The organism is Deltaproteobacteria bacterium, from assembly GCA_005879535.1.
Lineage (GTDB): Bacteria > Myxococcota > Myxococcia > Myxococcales > 40CM-4-68-19 > 40CM-4-68-19.
The window spans coordinates 114,761-133,270 of record VBKI01000053.1 but is presented as its reverse complement, the minus strand read 5'-3'; the positions used below and the strand labels follow the sequence as shown (position 1 = coordinate 133,270).

Below are 18,510 nucleotides of genomic sequence, written 5' to 3'. Positions count from 1 at the left end.
TTGTGAGCCTGCGTGCACTCCATTTTCAAGCGCTTTCGCGAGCCGATCTTCGTGATCGCCCTGCTGGCGATCCCCTTCGCGATCTTCTTCGTCAAAGCCAAGAAGGGGCGCGACCTGAATGCGCTGGATCGTGCCATCATCTTCGCGATCGCGCCGGCGGAGAAGCTCATCACGCTCGCCGCCTTCGGAGCGATCGACGCCTGGAACGGCTACGTGGCGCTGCGCGGGGTGCGCGATGAAAATCTCGTGCTCCGGCGCGAGAGCCTGAAAGCCCGCCAGCTCGAGCAGCAGGCGGCCGAGCTGAGGTTCGAGAACGAGCGCCTGCGGCACCTGCTCGACTTCGTCGACAAGCAAGTGCCCACCCGCCTCATGATCGCGCGCGTGGTCGCCGTGGGCGCCTCGCCGCACTCCCACACCCTGCGCATCGCCCGCGGATCGGACGACGGGGTGGTGAAGGGTGCGCCGGTGATCGCGCCGGACGGTGCAGTCGGCATCGTCTCCCAGCTCACCGGCAGCTACGCCGACGTCCAGCTCATCGTCAGCCCCCTCAGCGCGGTCCCCGCGGTATCGCAGCGGACGCGCAGCCGGAGCACCGTCAAGGGCACCGGAGACATCTCCCGCTGCAAGCTCACCTACGCGCTCCGCACCGACGACCTCCAGGAAGGCGACGTGCTGGTCACCGCCGGCGGTCCCGGATTCTTTCCCCATGGCTACCGGGTCGGGCGGGTGGTGAACGTGCAGAAGAAGCCGCACGGCCTCTTCCTCGAGGCCGAGGTCATCCCGGCTGTCGATTTCTCCCGGTTGGACGAGGTGTCGGTGGTGCTCGGGAGCGAAGTGATGCCGCAGGGCGTGGCTGCGGCACCGGGAGCAGCGGGGAGCGGGCAGTGAAGCTGCGCGCCGCGCTGGTCCTCCTCGTCGCATTGGTGCTGACCATCCTCGAGTCGGTGATCCCGCACCTGTTGCACCTCAAGACGGCGCGGCCGGATCTGCTCCTGATCGTCGTGCTCTATCTCGCCTTGCGCGATGACGTGATGGAGGGCGCGGCGCTTTCGGCCGCCGTCGGTTATCTCTCCGATCTGACCTCGGCGACGCCTGCATTTCTCTACACCTTCCTCGCCGTCCTCACCTTCGTGGTGGTGCGGACCGCCGGCGCTGCCCTGCGCACCGAGGGCGGCATCCAGTCCGCCGCCGTGGCGTTCGGCGCCAGCCTCGGCCATTCGCTGCTCGCGACGCTGATCTTCGGCTTCTTCACCGGCGCGGGGATGCACTTCGAGCTCGGGCCCATGTTCTGGTCGGCGTTCGGCACCGCTCTCGCCGCGCCGCTGGTCTTCGCGGTGCTCCGCCGCGTGGACGCCGGGTTCCAGCATGGCGAGGAAGCGCCGGGGGGCCTCCGATGATGCTCGTCCGGCGCGACGCCGACGACATCCGCGAGATCCGCCCGCGCGCTGCGCTGGGCGCGCTGATCGTCGTCTGCTCCATGCTGGTGCTGGTCGTGCGCCTCTACCAGCTGCAGATCCTGCGCGGCGACGTCTACGGGGCGCAGTCCATCGCCAACTTCCGCAAGTCGCTGTTCGTTCCGGCGGACCGCGGCGTGATCAAGGACCGCAAGGGGCGCACGCTCGTCGACAACCGTCCCTCGTTCGACGTCTTCCTCACGCCGGCGTTCTGCAAGGGCAAGGAGCGCGACGAAGTGATCGAGAAGCTCCAGGCCTACCTCCGGCTCGGGCAGGACGACGTCGAGCGGATCAAGGCCGACTACCAGAAGAGCTGGTTCAGCAAGGACAAGCTGGAGCGTTTCAAGCCTTATCTGGTGATGCTGGACATCCCGCGCGATCAGGTCGACGTGCTGGAGGCGCACAAGACCGAGATGAGCTGCGTCAACCTCATCCCCACGCCGCACCGCTCCTACCACGCCCCCCTGAGCATGGGGCACGTGCTCGGCTACATGAGCGAAGTCACGCCCGACGAGCTCGACGACCATCCCGAATACCGGCGCGGTCAGACCATCGGGAGGCGGGGGCTGGAGCGGCGCTGGGAGCGCGACCTGCGCGGCGCCGACGGCAAGCAGAACATCGCCGTCGACGCGAAGGGCCGCGAGCTCGACAAGGACACGCAGGAGGCGCTCATCCCTGAGAACGAGCGCCTGGTGCCGGCCACCCCGGGCAACAACCTGGTGCTCTCGGTGGACGAGAAGCTCCAGCGCGCCGCCGACACCGCATTTCCCGGACGCGCAGGCGCCGTCGTAGCGATGGAAGCGAAGACCGGCTTCATCCTCGCCATGGTGTCGCGTCCCTCGTTCGACTCGAACAAGATGTCCGGCCGCATCAGCCGGGCGGAGCTGAAGGCCATCTCCGAAGATCCGCTCAAGCCGATGCTGAACCGGGTGATGAACGAGAACTACCACCCGGGGTCGACGTTCAAGACCATCATCTCGTTCGTCGGTCTGGAGAACGGCGTGATCAACCCGGAAAGCAGCGTCTTCTGCGGCGGCAGCTACACCATGGGCAACCACCGCTGGCGCTGCGACAAGCCGCAGGGCCACGGCTCGCTCGATCTCAGGCACGCGCTGGCCCAGTCGTGCGACGTCTACTACTACTCGGTGGGAGATCGCGCCGGCCTCGACGCCGTCGCGGACATGGCGAGACGATTCGGCTACGGGCAGCCGACCGGCCTCGATCTGGGACGCGAGATCCCCGGCATCATCCCCGACTCGAAGACCATCACGCCGGAGAGCGGCAGCGCCCGCGCCCACGCGATCAACGCCGCCATCGGCCAGGGAGAGATCAACGTCACCCCGCTGCAGCAGGTGGTGGCGTACGCCGCCGTTGCCAACGGCGGGGACATCCTGCTTCCCCAGATCGTCCGCCGGATCGAAGCACCGGACGGGAAGGTGATCCGCGATTTCGAGCCGCAGGTGGTCCGCAAGCTGGGCCTTCGAGAAACGTCGCTGGAGGCGGTTCGCGGCGCCCTCTTCGCGGTGGTGAACGAGCCGGGCGGGACCGGCTGGCGCTCCCGGCTGCAGGACGTGGAGATGGCCGGGAAGACGGGAACGGCGCAGGTGATGAAGCTCGGGCAGAAGCAGAAGCTCGATCCCACGACGCAGGCGTACTTCTCGCGCGACCATGCCTGGTTCGTGGCCTTCGCGCCCGCCAACGACCCGGAGATCGTGGTGGTCGTGCTCAACGAGCACGGCGGTTGGGGAGCGGAGGCGGCGGCGCCGGCGGCGGCGAAGATCGTCTCCGCGTACTTCAAGATGAAGCGCGAGGACGCCGCTCCGGCCCCGGTGCTGCCGGCCCCGCCGCTCGCAACCAGCTCGGTGGTGCAGTGACATGTCGCTCGGCGTAACCGAAAAGAAGCTGGACAACCTGCACTGGCCCCTGCTGCTGTGCACGCTGATCATCTGCTCCCTGGGCGTCTGGAATCTCGCCTCGGCGACCAAGAACGCGCCGGTGATCATGGCGCTCGTGCAGTTCCGCTGGATGCTGGTGGGCGGCGTCTTCGTCGCGCTCCTGCTGCTCATCGACTACCGCTGGCTGCAGACGGTGGCCTGGCCCGGCTACGTCGCCGCCCTCGGCCTCCTCGCCGGAGTCGCCTTCTTCGGAAAGAAGGTGCTCGGCGCCCGTCGCTGGCTGCAGATCGGCTCCATGCAGGTGCAGCCCAGCGAGTTCGTCAAGCTGGCGGTGATCATCCTGCTCGCCCGCTGGTTTGCCCGCGACGAGACGGGATTGCGCAAGGGACATTACGGCATCCTCGATCTGCTGCGGCCGTTCGCGGTGATCCTCATCCCCGTCGCGCTGGTGATGAAGCAGCCGGACCTCGGCACCGCGCTCGTCACCTTCGCCATCGCCATGACCATGGTGATGTTCGCCAAGGTGAAGTGGCGCGACGTGGTGATCATGCTCGCCGGAGGGGCCGCTGCGGCGGTGTTCGCCTGGAGCCGGTTCCTCAAGGACTACCAGAAGCAGCGTCTGCTGACGTTCCTCAACCCGGAGGCATACGCAAAAGGCGCCGGGTACCACGCGATCCAGAGCGTGATCGCGGTGGGTAGCGGGCAGTGGAGCGGGAAGGGGTGGGGCGAAGGAACGCAGAACCAGCTCGCGTTCCTTCCCGAGCAGCACACCGATTTCATCTTCTCCGTCTGGGCAGAGGAGCATGGCTTCCTTGGCGGGGTGGTGCTGATCGCGCTCTACGCGTTCCTCGTGCTGGCCGCTCTCGACGTGGCGGCGAACGCCCGCGACAAGTTCGGCAGCTTTCTTTCCCTCGGCGTCGCCGCGCTCTTCTTCTGGCACGCCTTCATCAACATGGGCATGGTCACAGGGCTTCTGCCCGTGGTCGGCGTGCCGCTGCCTCTCTTCAGCTACGGCGGCAGCAGCGTGGTGGCGGACATGCTGGGGATCGGGATCCTCCTCAACGTCTCGCTCCGTCGGTTCATGTTTTGACAGCCTGAACGAGGCGCTTTCCCTTCCGGCCGGAGGGCTGTGTCGGAAGGATCATGAATCGATTGGGCGTCGACTGGGACCCGCGGAATCGCGGTCGTGCGGCAGGCCATGCACGGCCTGTGACGGGCTTCTACTTCTTACCCCCGCCGAACACCCGCAGCACCGCCGACATCACCGTGTTCTCGCCCTGGCCTCCGGCCAGCTTCTCGAGCTCGCCCGCGTCGAGAAAGGTGCCGTTGCAGGCGAAGCAGCGATCGACCTGCACGCCGCGCACGGAGATCTCCTGGAGCTCCATGCCGCACTTGGGACAGCGCATGTGGTGGAGCTTGCGGAGCTTCTCGCGCTCGGAGTCGGCTAGTGACTTCTTCTGCTCGGCGGCGAGCTTGCGCAGCCGCTCCGCGTTCTCACGCGCGAAGTACTCCTCCTCCGTGTCGCTCGCCTTCGCCATCAGATCGCCCGCTTGACCATCGCGTCCAGGGTCGCCTTCGGCACCGACCCCACGACCTGGTCCGCTACCTGGCCGTTCTTGAAGAGCAAGAGGGTCGGGATGCTCAGCACGTTGTACTTCTGGGGGACGTTCTGGTGCGCGTCGACGTCCAGCTTGCCGACCTTCAGCTTGCCCTTGTACTCGGCCGCCAGTTGATCGACGAGCGGCGCGAGGTTGCGGCACGGTCCACACCAGGCCGCCCAGAAATCCACCAGTACGGGCTCCGTGGAGCCCAGCACCTCGCTCTGGAAGTTATCGTCGGTGAAGGTTGCTACGTCCGCGCTCGCCATTCGATGAGCTCCTCTCGCAAGGTCTGATGAATCTGCCGCCCGCCCGCCTGCCCGTCAATCACATTGCGCGTGACCCGGGGTCGCTGGTATCAACCGGAAGAGCCGCGCCCGCGATAGGATGTTCGACGCGCGGCGAGGATGCGCAGCGCCCCATGGCCGACTACCTCTTCGTTCCCCAGTCCGTGCTCGACAGGTGGTCGGAGCAGGGACGCATCGAAGTGGACGGCAACGTGCTCACCATCCTCGGCGAGCACAAGAGCTTCGCGCTGACCCCGGCAGTCCGCTTCATCAAGATGGAGGCCGGCGACGACAACGCGGGCCTGCTGGCGAAGGTGAAGACCACCGACGCGCTCAAGCAGATGGGCGCCGAACACTACATGGAGTCGGTGATCCTCGGCGAGAGTGCCTATCAGGTGCAGCAGGGGTTTCTCGCCGACGCGAACGCGCTGCGCCGTGCCGCGGCCGCGTCGCAGCAACCCGGGTCCGCTCCGGCGACGAAAGCGGCAGGAGCAAATCCAGCGTCGAATCCGCAGGGGACGCAGGGCGAAAAGAAAGGCGACGAGGAGCAGGACATGCTGGAGCAGTTCTTGCTCGAAAACCTGTAGGCAGCCGCGATGGCCACCATCCTCGTCCACATCGCGCTCGTGGCCTACGCGGCCGCCGCCGCTGCCTTTCTCACCTGGCTCGTCCGCCCGCAGACGCGTCTCGCCCGCGCCGGACGCGCGCTGCTCGCCATCGGCGTCGTGGTTCATTTCGCGGCGTTCGGGGTTTCGCTCGGCGTCGCCGGAGCAGGTCTGGGTGTCCCTGCCTGGAAGGGCGGACAGCTCTTCAGCCTGCTCGCGGCAGTGACGGTGGCGGGATATCTGGTGCTCGACTTCCGCTACGAGCTGCCCGTCGCCGGCGCGTTCGTCGCTCCCTTCACGGTGGCCGTGATGGTCCCCGCCCACCTCGTCGAGTCGAACGCCCGGGCGATCGCGCCGGAGGTCTCGCACAGCATCCTTCTCTTCATCCACGTCGGCGCCGCTGCGCTGGGAACCGCGGTGCTGGCGCTGGCCTTCGGCCTCGCCATCCTCTACCTGGCGAGCGAGAGGCAGATGAAGAGCAAGCGGCCCGGCCGGCTCTTCGCGCGCCTGCCCTCGCTCGACCTCCTCGACCGCGCCGGGTATCGCCTCGCCGTCTGGGGATTCGTTTTCCTCTCGCTGGCCATCGCCACCGGCTCGCTGGTCTCCCGCGAGGCCACCGGGTTGACCTTCCCCATCGCGCCCAAGCAGGGCTTCGCGGTCCTCGCCTGGGCGCTTTTCGCCTCGATGATCCAGGCGAGGCTGGTCGCCGGCTGGCGCGGCCGCCGCGTAGCGATGCTGGTGGTGGCGGGATTCGTCCTTCTGATCGGGACCTATGCCGGTTTGCTCAGCGCGGCGCCGGCGCTGAGCGGGAGCGCAACATGACGCTGATCTGCGTCGGCCTCTCGCACAAGCAGGCGCCCATCGCGGTGCGCGAGCAGGTCGCCGTGCGACCCGAACAGATCGAAGGCCACCTGCGCGACCTGAAGGCGCTTCCCGGCGTGCGCGAGGCGCTGCTCGTCTCCACCTGCAACCGGCTCGAGATCTTCGCCATCGCCGAGACGCGCGCCGCGGCCCAGGACTTGCTGGAGACGTTCGGCCCCGTCGCGGCGCCGCACGCCGTCTGCCGGTTCGAAGAGGAGGCGCTTCGCCATCTCTTCCGCGTCACCGCGAGCCTCGATTCGATGGTGGTGGGCGAGGCGCAGATCCTCGGCCAGGTGAAGGATGCCGCCCTCCAGGCGCAGCGGGCAGGGGCGCTCGGTCCGGAACTCTCCCAGGCGCTGGCCCGCGCCACGACGGCCGCGAAGCGCGTCCGCACGGAAACGGAGATCGCGCGCGGCGCCGTGTCCGTCTCCAGCGTCGCCGTCCAGCTCGCCCACAAGCTTCTCGGCAATCTCGAGGGGCGTTCCATCCTGCTCCTCGGCGCGGGCGAGATGGCGCAGCTGGCCGCCCGAGAGCTCCGCTCCGCCGGCGCCCGCGAGCTGCTGATGGCCAACCGCAGCCCGCAGCACGCGGAGGAGCTGGCCCGCGAGGCAGGCGGAGTCCACGTTTCGCTGGCGGAGTTGCCGGCCCTGCTGGAGCGCGCCGACGTCGCCATCTGCTCCACCAGCGCGTCCCAGGCAGTGGTGACCCGCGACATGATGGCGAAGGCGCTCAAGGCGCGGCGCTACAGGCCGATCTTCCTCGTCGACCTGACGCTGCCCCGCAATGTCGAGCCGAGCGCGAACGAGCTGGAGAACGTCTACGTCTACGATCTCGACGATCTCGAGCGCGTCGCCGCGCAGAACCGCGATCTGCGCGCGGCGCACGTGGGAAAGGCGGAGGAGATCGTCGAGGAGGAGCTGAAGGCCTTCCTGACGATGTCGCGCGAGCGGGCCGCGGTGCCGGTGCTCGCGCGGCTGCGGGCGCACGCCGAGTCGCTCGCGCGCGCCGAGGCCGAGAAGACGCTCGCGGCGCTGAACGGGCTCGACGAGAAGCAGCAAAAGACGGTGCGGGCCATGGCGAGCGCCATCGTCAACAAGCTCCTCCACGCGCCCACGAGCCGCCTCCGGGCCGAAGCAGGGCAGGGCCCCCTGGGCGACGCCGCCGCCGAATTGTTCGGGCTCGACGGAGAGCCGCAGCCCGCGTCGGCGACGAAAGCGACGACCGTGGACAAGCAACGCGGCGACGACGGGGCCGTGCTGCCGCTGTTGAGGCGGCGGTGAATCTCCGTATCGCGACGCGCAAGAGCGCGCTCGCGCTGTGGCAGGCCGAGCGCGTCGGGGGATGGCTGCGGGAGCGCGGGCACGCCTGCGAGCTCTTGCCCATATCCACCGAAGGTGACCGGATTCTCGACCGATCGCTTGCCGAAGCCGGCGGTAAAGGCCTCTTCGTCAAGGACCTGGAGCAGGCGCTCGCGGATCGGCGCGCCGACCTGGCCGTACACAGCGCGAAAGACGTGCCGTTCGCGATTTCCGACGCGTTCGTGCTCAGCGCTTTTTGCGCCCGGGAGGATCCGCGCGACGCCTTGGTCGCGCCGTTCGCGAAGCGGTTCGCGAACCTTCCTCGCGGAGCGCGCGTGGGCACGAGCTCGCTGCGCCGCGCCGTCCAGCTCCTGGCCGAGCGACCCGATCTGATCGTCGTGCCCGTCCGCGGGAACGTGCAGACGCGCCTCGCCCGCGCGACCGGAGCGACGGTGGTCCGCGGCGGCGTCGAAGTGCGGCCGGCCGAGGGAGATCCGCAGGGGCCTCTCGACGCCGTCGTTCTCGCGCTCGCGGGCCTGCGCCGTCTTGGCCTCGACGGGGAGGTGACCGAGATCCTCCCGCCAGAGCTTTCGCTGCCGGCGGCGGGGCAGGGAGCCCTCGCCATCGAGACGCTGCGAGGCTCGCCGGGTCTCGAGGCGACGGCGCCGCTCGACGACGCCCCGACCGCGCGCTGCGTCCGCGCCGAGCGCGCGGTCCTTGCCCGGCTGGCGGGAGGCTGCACGGTTCCCGTCGCCGCGTACGGCCTGCTGGAAGGCGATCGCATCTGGCTTCGTGCGGCGCTCGGCGGTCCCGATGGCAAGGGAGGTGTCATCGTGGTGCGCGCGGAGATGCGCGGATCGGCGACGGGCCCCGAGGCGCTGGGCAAGAGCGTCGCCGAGGCGCTGCTCGACAAGGGCGGAGCGCCGCTGTTGGAGGCGGCGCGGTCGCAGGCCTCGGGGCTGCCCGCGCCGAAGCGCGCTTGACGCTCGCCGGGGCCCGCGTGCTGGTCACGCGCGCGGTGGAGGATGCCGCCGAGCTGGAGACGCTCTTGCGGGAGCGGGGGGCGATCCCGGTCCGGATGCCTTGCATCGCCTTCGAGGACGGGCCGGACGTCGGCCGAATCGTCACCGTCGTCCGCGAGAAGGTCGCCGACCTGCTCGTGATCGCGTCGCCTCACGCCGCGCGGCGTTTGCTCGCGCTCTGCGGCAACCCCGGATTGCCGCTCGCCGCCGTCGGCGCCTCGACGGCGCGGGAGTTGCCCGGCGAAGTGATCGTGCCGAAGGGCGGGGCCGGCGCCGACGCTCTGCTGCGGGAGCTCGGCGGCCGCGTCGCGGGAAAGCGCGTGCTCGTGGCGCGGCCCGAAGGCGGCAATCCGGCCCTCGTCGCCGGCCTCCGCGCCGCCGGAGCGCAGGTGGAAACCTGCACCCTCTACCGGACGGTGACGCCGCACCGGGCGGATCCTGCGGCGCTGCGCGAGCTGCGCGACGGCCGGATCGATGCCATCGCATTCGCCAGCGGCAGCGCGGCACGCGGGTTCGCCGCCCTGGCTGGCGCGGAGAGCGCCAGGCCGGCGGCGGTGGCGTGCATGGGCCGGCTCTGTGCGGACGAGGCGCGGAAGGCGGGCATTCGCGTCGACGCGGTCGCCGATGGTTCGTTACCGGAACTGTGCGATGCGGTCGCACTCGCCGTGCGAGCGCGCACGGTCTAGGCTCGCCCGCGTGGCTGAGCGCAGGGAAATCCTCGTCGTCGACGACGACGAAGACACCCGGATGGTGCTCCAGGACCTGCTGGAGCTGAACGGGTTTGCCGTGCGCACCTCGCCGGATGCGCGCCGCGCCATCGATGCGGCCCGCGCCGCGCCACCGGCGCTGATCCTGGTGGACTACTTCATGCCGGACGCGGACGGAGCCTGGGTCGTCGAGCAGCTGCGCAGCGCGGGTCTCGGACAGGTGCCCGTCGTGCTCACGACCGGATCCAACGAGGGACGCCAGCAGGCGGAGCGCCTCGGGGTCCGCTCGATGGAGAAGCCGTTCGACATCAGCCGCCTGCTGGAGCTCGTGCGATCGCTGGTGCCTGGCGCATGAATCGGCCTGCGGGCCTGGAAACGATCATCGTCTACAAGCTGACCAAGGCCGTGCTGCAGGCACTGGTCGGGATTGCGGCCATCTGGCTCCTCGTTCGCGGCACCGAAGCGGGAGCCGCGACGCTCGCGGAGTTCGTCCTCGAGCATTTCGCCGGCGCCTGGTCGTTGCGGGCCGCGACGTTGCTCGTTGAGGCGGCCACGAGCGGCCACGTGAAGCTGCTCGCGATCGCCATGCTGGGCGACTCGGCCCTCTCGGCCGTGGAAGGGCTGGCGCTGCAAGCGGGCCGTTGGTGGGCGCCGTGGCTGGTGGTGATCGCGACGGCCATGCTGCTGCCGTGGGAGCTCTGGGAATTGTTCCGGCGCCCTGCATGGGGCCGCGTGGTCATCCTCGCCGTGAACATCGCGGTGGTTCTTTACCTGCTGCGTCAGGCCGGCGGACCGTACGCCTCGCCACCCCGGTACAAGCCGTAGATGGCGGCCCACCCCACGGCGAGCAGCACGACGAAAAGGAGGATGGAGACGCGCTCCATCCAGCGGATCCCGCTCTTGCTGACAGCAATCCCCCAGCCCATGGTCATGAAGCTCCAGAGGCCGTTCGCGAGATGGTACGCGATCCCCACGATGCCGAGGATGTAGACGATCAGCGTCGGCGTGTGGAAGCGCATCTCCCGCGAGATCTGCGCGAACGGCTCCGGCCGCCCGTGCAGGAAGCGCGGCTCGAACCACGCCAGGTAGAGGTGGGCTCCGAGGAAGAGCAGCAGCCCCACCGCCGACAGGCGCTGGATCACGTACCGCAGGTTGGAGAATCCACTCTGCAGCGGCTTGGGACGGCTGCGCAGCATGCGGACGATGCCCCAGATGGTGTGCCAGAGCAGCGGCCCGAGCACGAGCACGAACACGAGCACGGTGCTGGCGCTGTTGACGTGGCCCGTCACCGCCGTCTCCCAGGCCTGCGGCGATCGGTAGGCGGCGAGCTGGTGCCAGAGGTGGGCGACGGTCCAGACGCCCACCGGGGCAAAGGCGAACAGCGACCCAAGGCGCGCGAGGATGAATTCTCGCGCGATGGTCCGATCCTCGGGAGCTACGCTGCGGTCAGGCTGATCCGTCGTGAGGGGGAGCGCCATCGTCGTTCTCCACTCGGGGCGCCCTGAGTAGGGCGGGAGTGCGACGGTGTCAAGGCAGCAGCGTGCCGTTCAGCGTCGTGCACACCGTCGCCTTGAACTGGCCGTAGAAGGGAAAGGCGGTGGTCGAATTCAACTGCGGAGGTGCCCCGTAATAGAGGTTGAAGCTGCCGGTCGACTCACCGCCCGACGCCTCCGACCAATCGCGAAGCGAGATGTATCCGCAACAGGGGTAGGCGTTCAGGCCCTGAAAAGGCGCGACCGGCCTGCCCGTGAGGTCGATCGATGCCTGTTTCTTTGTGGGGTCGGCGCCGATGATCTCGCTTCCAGTTCCCTCGTCGCCGGGGCGGCCGGCAAGGAACGTCCCGACGCGGTTGTCGGGGGGGAGGAAGAGGATCAGCGCGACGTACGCTTCCGGCGGGTTGCGGAAGTAATCGGGATACTGGACCAGGCGATCGCACAGGCGCGGCCGGTCGCTGATGATCACGAGCTCGGCACTGCCTGTGGTACCGCCGTCGGCATCCGTCAGCGTCGCGCGCCCGGAGATGACGCTGTTCGCGTTATCGAAGGCGATGAATGGCGTGATGGTGCTCGGGCCGATGGAGCCGTAGAACACGTTCTCGTTGTTGCCGCAGGCGGCGGCGACGACGAGCAGGAAGGCAGCTCCAGCCTTGCGCATGACGGCACCTCTAGCACGGACTCGCCATGCCGTTGCATTAGGGTTCGACGGTGTGTAGGAACGCGCATTCATGCGCTGGGAGGACATTTTCGGACAGGAGCGTGCAGTCCGGCTGCTCCGGGGCGCGCTGGAGCGCGGGCAGGTGCACCACGCATACCTCCTCGCCGGGCCGGAAGGCGTAGGCAAGGAGCTGCTGGCGCGCACGTTCGCCCAGGCGGCGAACTGCGAGGAGGTCGATCCGGCCGTTCGTCCGTGCGGCAAGTGTCTGAATTGCCGCGGAATCGAGCGCGGCAACTTCCCCGATGTCGCCTTCCTCATGCCGCAGACGGAGCTGCTCGCGCGAAGCCTGGTCGGGCGCGCGGACCTGGAAGGCGCTCCCTCCAAGGAGATCCGCGTGGACGACGTGCGGGCCCTGGCCAGGCGCCTCTCGTTCGCGGCGCTGCGCGGACGCCGGAAGATCGCCATCGTGACGCCCGCCGATGCCATGAACGAGCGGGCGCAGAATACGCTCTTGAAGACGCTGGAGGAGCCGACGCCGGCAACCACGTTCCTGCTGCTCAGCGCGAACCCCGATGCGTTGCTTCCCACCATCCGGTCGCGGTGCGCTCGCGTGCAGCTCGGCCCGGTGCCGGCGGAGGCGCTGGTGACCCGCCTGCTCCGCGAAGGAGTGCCGGAGGCCGCCGCCCGGGACCGGGCCGCGCGCGCCGGCGGAAGCTTCTCGCGCGCGCTCGAGGCGGAAGGCGAATGGCGGGAGGTGCTCGGGCAGGTGGAAGACGCCCTCGGGGCCGGGGACGAGCGCGAGGCGCTCGATCTCGCCGAGGCGTACGGCGATCGCGATGCCGCATTGGCCGTGGCCGAGGCGGTCCACGCCTGGACGCGCGATCTGCTCGTCTGCAGCGCGGGAGCAGCTCCGGAGCTGCGCGAGCTGGCGGGCAGGGCGAAGGAAATCTCCACCCGTGTGGCGCCGCGTGCGCTGCTCGGACAGGCGACGCTCTGCGCCGACGTGATCGAGGCGTTGCGTCAGAACGGCAACGGCAGGCTGCAGCTCGAGCGCCTCCTGCTGGGTACCCGGGAGCTTCGCCGTGGCTGACATGGCGGAGCTGATCGAGGAGGCAACCTCCGGAAAGGCCCGTGCCGTCACGCTGATCGAGGGTGACGAGTACCTGGCGCGCACCAGCGCCCGCGAGCTGGCGGATGCGATCGTGCCGGAGAAGGATCGCGCGCTGAACCTCGTGGTGGTCGATGCGGCGGCGGGAGCGCGCGAGATCGCCTCGCACCTCGTCACCGTGGCGATGTTCGCGGCACCGAAAGCGGTGGTGGTGGAGGGCGCCGACGCCTTCGCCGAGGAAGTCGACGCCCCGCGCGAGCTCTCGCGGGTGCGCGACCTCTGGCAAGGCAAGCGGCAGCGCGACGCGGCGCGCAGGTTGCTGCACCTGGTGCGGCCCGCGGGTTGGGCCGCCGCGGACGTGGCATTCGGATCGAAGACCGGAGCGTCCGCCGCGAAATGGCGGAAGGACCTCGGGGCGTCGCCCGAGGAAGGGGACAAGAGCTGGCTGCAGGAGCTGTCCTCCTGGGCGCTCGCCCAGAACATCGTGGCGCCGCCGGACGACCTCGAGGCCCTCGTCCGCGCCGTGGAACGGGGCCTGCCACCGAAGACGCACCTGATCCTGGTGGCGGAGTCGCTTCCCCCGAAACACGCGCTCGTCCGTCTCGCGCAGGAGAAGGGGGCGCACGTCCGGCGCCGCGCGGAACGGCGCGGGCGCTCGATCGACACGCTGGACATTTCGCCCATCGTCGCCGACGAGCTGGGTCCTCTGAAGAAGAGGCTGGCGCGCGACGCCGAGCTGGAGCTGAAGGACCGGCTGGGTGACGACCTGCGGCTGATCGCCTCCGAGCTGCGGAAGCTCGCGCTCTACGTGGGCGATCGCGCGCAGATCGTCCGGGAGGACGTCGAGGCGGTCGTGGCGCCGGTGCGGGAGGAGGAATTCTTCGCGCTCGCGGAAGCGGTGGGCGAGGGCGACGCCGCCAAGGCGCTGCAGCTCTTCGGCGACGACTTGCGCAGGAGGGCGAACGCTTCCGCGGTCGCGCTGCCGTTCCTCGGCGGCGTTGCCAGCGCGGTGCGCAAGGCGCTGGCGGACAGCTCACGATATGCCGACGCCGGACCCCGGGAGCTCGGATACAACGAGTTCCAGGCGAAGCTGTTTCCGGCGCTGGAGAGCGAGCTGTCGGCGAAGAAGCAGAAGGTCCCGCATCCGTTCGTGGCCTGGCTGGGGTACAAGCGGGCGCGCCGGAGACCCCGGGCATTCTGGAGGCGCGCGCTGATCCGCTGCGCGGAGGTCGACTTCGAGCTGAAGAACGGGGCGGATCCGCGGTTGTCGATGGAGCGACTCCTCCTCGAGGTGTGCGCCAGGTAGCGGCGGCCGCCGTAGGCGGCTTGGCGGCGATGCTTGTGGCGTTCAACAAGCGCCGGTATGAAACAACCCTGATGGCTTCCCGCATGCTCGTCACCCACGCGCTGCCGTACGCCAACGGCAGCCTCCATCTCGGCCACATGGTCGAGTCCGTCCAGACCGACGTCTTCGTCCGGGCGATGAACGCCATGGGGACCGAATGCATCTTCATCTGCGCCGACGACACGCACGGGACTCCGATCGAGATCAGCGCGCGCAAGGCGGGTGTCGCGCCCGAGGAGTGGATCGCCCGGATCCAGCGCGAGCACGCCGAGGACTACAAGGCGTTCGAGATCGGGTTCGATCTCTTCTATACGACGCACTCACCGGAGAACGAGCAGCACACCCGCCGCATCTACGAGGCGCTGCGCGCCGATGGCGCCATCGAGAAGCGCGACGTCGAGCAGGTGTACTGCTCGGTCGACAAGCGGTTCCTCCCCGACCGGTACATCCGAGGCGAGTGCCCGGTCTGCGGGACCAAGGACCAGTACGGCGATTCCTGCGAGAACTGCGGCAGCACGTACGAGCCCACCGAGCTGAAGAATCCCCGCTGCGCCATCTGCGGGAACACCAACCTCGAACGGCGCACCTCGCCGCACTACTTCGTCAAGCTCTCCAAGTACCAGGAATGGCTGCGCGGCTGGACGCGCAGCGAAGGGCGCTTGCAGCCGGAGATCCGCAACTTCGTCGACAAATGGCTGGCGGAGCCGCTCCGCGACTGGGACATCTCCCGCGACGCGCCGTACTTCGGGTTCCGGATTCCCGGCGAGGAGACGAAGTACTTCTACGTCTGGCTGGATGCGCCAATCGGGTACCTCTCGAGCACCGACAAGTGGTGTCAGGACCACGGCCGCAGGGTGGAGGAGTTCTGGGGCGCGGACGCCGACTGCGACCTCGTGCACTTCATCGGCAAGGACATCGTGTACCACCACACGCTCTTCTGGCCGGCGATGCTGCACGCTGCACGCTGGAAGGAGCCCGCGCGGGTCCACGTGCACGGGATGCTCACGGTGGAAGGCGCGAAGATGAGCAAGTCGCGCGGCACCTTCCTCAACGTGCGGGAGTACCTGGACGCCGGGCTCGATCCGGAGTGGCTGCGGTATTTCTATGCCGCGAACCTCGGGCCGACGCCGAGCGACATCGACCTCTCGTTCAACGAGCTGAAGAACAGGGTGAACGGGGAGCTCCTCGCCAACGTGGGGAACCTCGCCAACCGGGCGCTGTCGCTCGTCTGGAAGAACGGGGGAAAGCTCACGCGCGCGGCGTCGTCCGATGTCTTCCAGCAGGCGCGCACCGTGGAGCGGGAGATCAGCGAGCTCTACAAGCGGTGCGACACGCGCACCGTCGTCCAGAAGGTGCTGGAGTTCTCGTCGTCGGCCAACCAGCGTCTGCAGGCGCAGAAGCCGTGGGAGAAGCTGAAGACGGACCGCGAGGCGGCGCTCGAGGAGCTCACGCTGGCGGTGAACGTGGCGCGATTCTGCGCGCGATGGCTGGCGCCCATCGTGCCGCGGTTTGCGCGGGGAGTGGAGGAGCAGAGCGGGGCGGAGTTGACTTGGGGCGACTTCAAGCCGCTGGAGAACGCCGCGATCAGAGAGCCCCGGCCGCTCGTTCGAAAAGTCGAAGACGCCGAGGTCAGTGAGCTTTCCTCGCGATTCGTTCCGCCTTCGGCGGTGGTTCCGCCTCCGGCGAAGGCGGTGGTTGTGCCCGAGCTGACCATCGAGCAGTTTGCGACGATGGATCTGCGCGCCGGCAAAATCCTCGCCGCGGAGCGCGTGCCGAAGAAGGACAAGCTGATCAAGCTCACGATCGATCTCGGCGAAGCCACGCCCCGCACGATCGTCAGCGGCGTCGCGCAGTCCTACGCTCCCGAAGAGCTGGCAGGAAAGGTGGTCTGCGTCGTCGCCAACCTGCCCCCACGTGATTTCGGCAAGGGACTCGTCTCCCACGGCATGGTCCTCTATGCGAGCGGAGGTGATCGCGAGCATACGGCCATCGAGCTGCCCGGCGACGTGAAGCCGGGCTCCCCCGTGAAGTGATGGGACTGCTCTCTTCGCTGTTCGGCAGGAAGGACGCGCAGCCCGCAGCGGCCCCGCCACCGGAGCCGGAGATGGATGCGGGCGAGGCGCTCGATTCGGCCGACGGGGCGTTGCGCGTGGACGCCGCCCGTGCGCTGATCGAGCGCTGGCGCTCCGGCGACGCCGACGCAGCAACAATCCTGGCGGCGCGGCTTCCCCACCTCCTGGAAGATCCGGAACCGCTCGTGCGCGTGGTCGCGCTCTCCGGGGTCCGCCTTCTGCGCAAAGCCGAGAACCTGGCGAAGTGCGAGCAGGGCGTCCTCGCGCTGCTCACCGACCGCGTGCCCCAGGTGCGCATCGCCGCTGTCTGGTCGGCCATCCGCATCCCGGGCGATGCCGCGCGCGCCCGGGTCCGCGCCGTGGTGCAGTCTGCCGAGGAGTCGATGCGCTTCGCAGCCGCCTGCGCTCTGTCGGACGTGCAGGACCCGGCAGGGCTTTCCGAGCTTCAAGCCGCGCTCCGCGACGATCACCGACGCCAGGAGGCGCTGTCCGCGATGATGTCGCTGGGCGACGCCGCGGCGGTCCCGGCGATCGCCGCGATGTTCGAGGAAGAATCTCTCGGGGACTTCGATCGCACGCTCGCCGCGGCCGCGCTGGCCCGTCTCGGGGATCCGCGCGGCGGTGCCCACCTGATCTCGCGCCTCGAATCGGACGGCGACGACCGGCCCCTCGCGGCGGAGTGGGCGGGGCGCCTCGCCGTGCACGATGCGATCCCCGTGCTCACCGAGCTGGCGGAGACCGATGGCGATCCGGCAAGGGGTGCGGCGATCCGTGCGCTCGGGAGGCTCAAGGCCACGGGGGCCGAAGAGCGTCTGCAGGCGATCGCCGGCGATCCCGATGTGCCCGAGGACCTGCGGATGGATGCCGCGGAGGGTCTCGCGGAGCTGGCGACGCCAGCTGCGCTCGATCTTCTCGGCAAGCTCGCCGCGGACGGCCCGCCCGAGCTGAAGCAGCTCTGCGAAGAGCTGCTGGTCGAGGTGCAGGCCAGTGCTGATTGACGCGCACGCGCACCTCGACGGGTACGCGGACCGCGACGAGGTGATCGGCCGCGCCAGGGCGGCAGGGCTCGTCCACGTGGTGGCTGTCGGGCAGTGGCGCGAAGGCGCCGGGATGGCGGGTGCGCAGGACGCGATCGGCCTGGCGAAGACCGACCGCTCGTTCTTCTCCGCCACCGCGGGAATCCACCCACACGACGCAGCCAGCGCGACGGACACGGACTTCGACGAATTGCGCCGGCTGTGTAGCGGTAGCGACGTGACCGCCGTCGGGGAATGCGGTCTCGATTTCCACTACGATCGCTCCCCGCGCGACGTGCAACGGTCGGTATTCGTCCGGCAGATCCGGCTGGCAAGGGAGCTCGGAAAGCCGCTGGTCGTGCACACCCGCGAGGCCGACGTGGAGACGGCGGAGATCCTGCGGGCAGAGTTGGGGCCAGACGGCGGCGTCATCCACTGCTTCACCAGCGGCTGGCGTGCGGCGCAGCGTTACCTCGCGCTCGGCCTGTACCTGAGCTTCTCCGGCGTGCTCACGTTCAAGAACGCGGAACCGATCCGCGACGCCGCTGCCAGGGCCCCGCTGGATCGGATCCTGGTGGAGACGGACTGCCCCTTTCTCGCACCCGTCCCCCACCGGGGAAAGCGCAACGAGCCAGCCTACGTGGCGCTGACGGCGACAGCGCTCGCCAGCCTGCGCGGCCTGCCGCCGGACGAGCTTGGGCGCGCCACGACCACCAACGCGCGCAATGCCTTGCGCCTGCCCGGTGGATTGACTTGAATCCATCCCGTCCTGGCGCGTCAAACATCCAGAAAGGGAGCCAATGAGGAAGCTCATCGCCGGTTCGCTGCTCGCCTCCTTGCTGTCGTTCGGCGCGTTCGCGGCCGAGAAGACGGACACCATCAAGGTGTCCGGATGGCACTGCGGCGGCTGCGCGGCGCGCACCGAGGCGGCGCTCAAGGACGTCAAGGGAGTCAGCGGCGTCGCGGCGGACAAGAACAAGCGCGAGGTGAAGGTCACCTACGACGACGCCAAAGTGAAACGCGCCGATCTGGACAAGGCCATCGCCGAGTCCGGGTTTTCCGCTGAAAAGTAGGATCGCTCTTCAGAT

Annotated in this window: 21 protein-coding genes; 17 read left to right on the top strand and 4 right to left on the bottom strand. The window is 69.0% G+C overall.

Features of this window, described 5'->3' with window-relative positions:
* The first annotated feature begins 12 nt into the window (after positions 1-12).
* From mreC to rodA, 4 genes are read left to right on the top strand one after another with little or no spacing between them, the layout of a single operon-like run.
* Complete coding sequence (gene mreC / locus E6J58_07770; protein ID TMB39305.1) at positions 13-888, top strand: rod shape-determining protein MreC; 876 nt, start codon at positions 13-15, stop codon at positions 886-888.
* The gene (gene mreD, locus E6J58_07765; protein TMB39304.1) at positions 885-1,397 is read left to right on the top strand and encodes a rod shape-determining protein MreD; all 513 of its coding nucleotides are present in this window, start codon (positions 885-887) and stop codon (positions 1,395-1,397) included. Before mreC ends, mreD begins: the two co-directional genes overlap by 4 nt.
* The gene (mrdA, locus tag E6J58_07760) at positions 1,394-3,328 is read left to right on the top strand and encodes a penicillin-binding protein 2 (protein TMB39303.1); all 1,935 of its coding nucleotides are present in this window, start codon (positions 1,394-1,396) and stop codon (positions 3,326-3,328) included. The genes mreD and mrdA overlap by 4 nt, the downstream gene beginning before the upstream one ends.
* 1 nt (position 3,329) lies before the next feature.
* Positions 3,330-4,439, top strand: coding sequence for a rod shape-determining protein RodA (gene rodA, locus E6J58_07755; protein TMB39302.1), 1,110 nt, complete (start codon positions 3,330-3,332; stop codon positions 4,437-4,439).
* A gap of 130 nt (positions 4,440-4,569) precedes the next feature.
* Here rodA and E6J58_07750 read toward each other — a convergent pair whose 3' ends face one another.
* Positions 4,570-4,887: a hypothetical protein gene (locus tag E6J58_07750; protein TMB39301.1), complete on the bottom strand. Its 318-nt coding sequence runs from the start codon at positions 4,885-4,887 to the stop codon at positions 4,570-4,572.
* Positions 4,887-5,216 (bottom strand): thioredoxin, encoded by a 330-nt coding sequence (gene trxA / locus E6J58_07745; GenBank protein TMB39300.1) that lies wholly within the window; start codon positions 5,214-5,216, stop codon positions 4,887-4,889. Before trxA ends, E6J58_07750 begins: the two co-directional genes overlap by 1 nt.
* Positions 5,217-5,368: 152 nt before the next feature.
* On the opposite strand from trxA, the gene E6J58_07740 reads away from it, so the two are divergent.
* From E6J58_07740 to E6J58_07710, 7 genes are read left to right on the top strand one after another with little or no spacing between them, the layout of a single operon-like run.
* Positions 5,369-5,821, top strand: coding sequence for a hypothetical protein (locus E6J58_07740; protein TMB39299.1), 453 nt, complete (start codon positions 5,369-5,371; stop codon positions 5,819-5,821).
* A gap of 9 nt (positions 5,822-5,830) precedes the next feature.
* A complete protein-coding gene (locus E6J58_07735) occupies positions 5,831-6,661 on the top strand; it encodes a cytochrome C biogenesis protein (GenBank protein TMB39298.1) in 831 nt (276 codons plus the stop codon).
* Complete coding sequence (locus E6J58_07730; protein TMB39297.1) at positions 6,658-7,980, top strand: glutamyl-tRNA reductase; 1,323 nt, start codon at positions 6,658-6,660, stop codon at positions 7,978-7,980. The genes E6J58_07735 and E6J58_07730 overlap by 4 nt, the downstream gene beginning before the upstream one ends.
* Positions 7,977-8,981, top strand: a complete 1,005-nt coding sequence (hemC, locus tag E6J58_07725; GenBank protein ID TMB39296.1) for a hydroxymethylbilane synthase — start codon at positions 7,977-7,979, stop codon at positions 8,979-8,981. The genes E6J58_07730 and hemC overlap by 4 nt, the downstream gene beginning before the upstream one ends.
* Positions 8,978-9,706 carry a uroporphyrinogen-III synthase gene (locus E6J58_07720; protein TMB39295.1) on the top strand — a complete coding sequence of 243 codons (729 nt, stop codon included), beginning with the start codon at positions 8,978-8,980 and terminating at the stop codon, positions 9,704-9,706. The genes hemC and E6J58_07720 overlap by 4 nt, the downstream gene beginning before the upstream one ends.
* On the top strand, positions 9,645-10,082 hold the full coding sequence (locus tag E6J58_07715; protein ID TMB39294.1) for a response regulator: 438 nt from the start codon (positions 9,645-9,647) through the stop codon (positions 10,080-10,082). The genes E6J58_07720 and E6J58_07715 overlap by 62 nt, the downstream gene beginning before the upstream one ends.
* On the top strand, positions 10,079-10,552 hold the full coding sequence (locus E6J58_07710; protein TMB39293.1) for a DUF2127 domain-containing protein: 474 nt from the start codon (positions 10,079-10,081) through the stop codon (positions 10,550-10,552). Before E6J58_07715 ends, E6J58_07710 begins: the two co-directional genes overlap by 4 nt.
* On the opposite strand, the gene E6J58_07705 is transcribed toward E6J58_07710, so the two are convergent.
* A complete protein-coding gene (locus tag E6J58_07705; GenBank protein TMB39292.1) occupies positions 10,507-11,205 on the bottom strand; it encodes a succinate dehydrogenase in 699 nt (232 codons plus the stop codon). The two genes, E6J58_07710 and E6J58_07705, sit on opposite strands and share 46 nt — an antisense overlap.
* Before the next feature lie 49 nt (positions 11,206-11,254).
* On the bottom strand, positions 11,255-11,968 hold the full coding sequence (locus E6J58_07700) for a hypothetical protein (protein ID TMB39291.1): 714 nt from the start codon (positions 11,966-11,968) through the stop codon (positions 11,255-11,257).
* Between E6J58_07700 and holB the strand changes: the two genes are divergently transcribed.
* From holB to E6J58_07670, 6 genes are all read left to right on the top strand, one after another.
* Positions 11,952-12,971 carry a DNA polymerase III subunit delta' gene (holB, locus tag E6J58_07695; protein TMB39290.1) on the top strand — a complete coding sequence of 340 codons (1,020 nt, stop codon included), beginning with the start codon at positions 11,952-11,954 and terminating at the stop codon, positions 12,969-12,971. The two genes, E6J58_07700 and holB, sit on opposite strands and share 17 nt — an antisense overlap.
* Complete coding sequence (locus E6J58_07690) at positions 12,964-14,295, top strand: hypothetical protein (GenBank protein ID TMB39289.1); 1,332 nt, start codon at positions 12,964-12,966, stop codon at positions 14,293-14,295. Before holB ends, E6J58_07690 begins: the two co-directional genes overlap by 8 nt.
* A 71-nt stretch (positions 14,296-14,366) precedes the next feature.
* Positions 14,367-16,367 carry a methionine--tRNA ligase gene (gene metG / locus E6J58_07685; protein TMB39288.1) on the top strand — a complete coding sequence of 667 codons (2,001 nt, stop codon included), beginning with the start codon at positions 14,367-14,369 and terminating at the stop codon, positions 16,365-16,367.
* A complete protein-coding gene (locus E6J58_07680) occupies positions 16,367-17,404 on the top strand; it encodes a hypothetical protein (GenBank protein TMB39287.1) in 1,038 nt (345 codons plus the stop codon). Before metG ends, E6J58_07680 begins: the two co-directional genes overlap by 1 nt.
* Complete coding sequence (locus E6J58_07675) at positions 17,394-18,179, top strand: TatD family deoxyribonuclease (protein TMB39286.1); 786 nt, start codon at positions 17,394-17,396, stop codon at positions 18,177-18,179. The genes E6J58_07680 and E6J58_07675 overlap by 11 nt, the downstream gene beginning before the upstream one ends.
* 43 nt (positions 18,180-18,222) lie before the next feature.
* Positions 18,223-18,495, top strand: a complete 273-nt coding sequence (locus E6J58_07670; GenBank protein ID TMB39285.1) for a mercuric transport protein periplasmic component — start codon at positions 18,223-18,225, stop codon at positions 18,493-18,495.
* Positions 18,496-18,510: the final 15 nt, after the last annotated feature.

Coding starts and splice junctions, on each gene's coding strand:
- E6J58_07700 (TMB39291.1), bottom strand. CDS start 11,968: ATGTCCTCCCAGCGCATGAATGCGCGTTCCTACACACCGTCGAACCCT.
- E6J58_07710 (TMB39293.1), top strand. CDS start 10,079: ATGAATCGGCCTGCGGGCCTGGAAACGATCATCGTCTACAAGCTGACC.
- trxA (TMB39300.1), bottom strand. CDS start 5,216: ATGGCGAGCGCGGACGTAGCAACCTTCACCGACGATAACTTCCAGAGC.
- E6J58_07670 (TMB39285.1), top strand. CDS start 18,223: ATGAGGAAGCTCATCGCCGGTTCGCTGCTCGCCTCCTTGCTGTCGTTC.
- E6J58_07735 (TMB39298.1), top strand. CDS start 5,831: ATGGCCACCATCCTCGTCCACATCGCGCTCGTGGCCTACGCGGCCGCC.
- E6J58_07680 (TMB39287.1), top strand. CDS start 16,367: ATGGGACTGCTCTCTTCGCTGTTCGGCAGGAAGGACGCGCAGCCCGCA.
- E6J58_07750 (TMB39301.1), bottom strand. CDS start 4,887: ATGGCGAAGGCGAGCGACACGGAGGAGGAGTACTTCGCGCGTGAGAAC.
- metG (TMB39288.1), top strand. CDS start 14,367: ATGGCTTCCCGCATGCTCGTCACCCACGCGCTGCCGTACGCCAACGGC.
- E6J58_07705 (TMB39292.1), bottom strand. CDS start 11,205: ATGGCGCTCCCCCTCACGACGGATCAGCCTGACCGCAGCGTAGCTCCC.
- holB (TMB39290.1), top strand. CDS start 11,952: ATGCGCTGGGAGGACATTTTCGGACAGGAGCGTGCAGTCCGGCTGCTC.
- E6J58_07730 (TMB39297.1), top strand. CDS start 6,658: ATGACGCTGATCTGCGTCGGCCTCTCGCACAAGCAGGCGCCCATCGCG.
- mrdA (TMB39303.1), top strand. CDS start 1,394: ATGATGCTCGTCCGGCGCGACGCCGACGACATCCGCGAGATCCGCCCG.
- rodA (TMB39302.1), top strand. CDS start 3,330: ATGTCGCTCGGCGTAACCGAAAAGAAGCTGGACAACCTGCACTGGCCC.
- E6J58_07715 (TMB39294.1), top strand. CDS start 9,645: ATGGTTCGTTACCGGAACTGTGCGATGCGGTCGCACTCGCCGTGCGAG.
- E6J58_07740 (TMB39299.1), top strand. CDS start 5,369: ATGGCCGACTACCTCTTCGTTCCCCAGTCCGTGCTCGACAGGTGGTCG.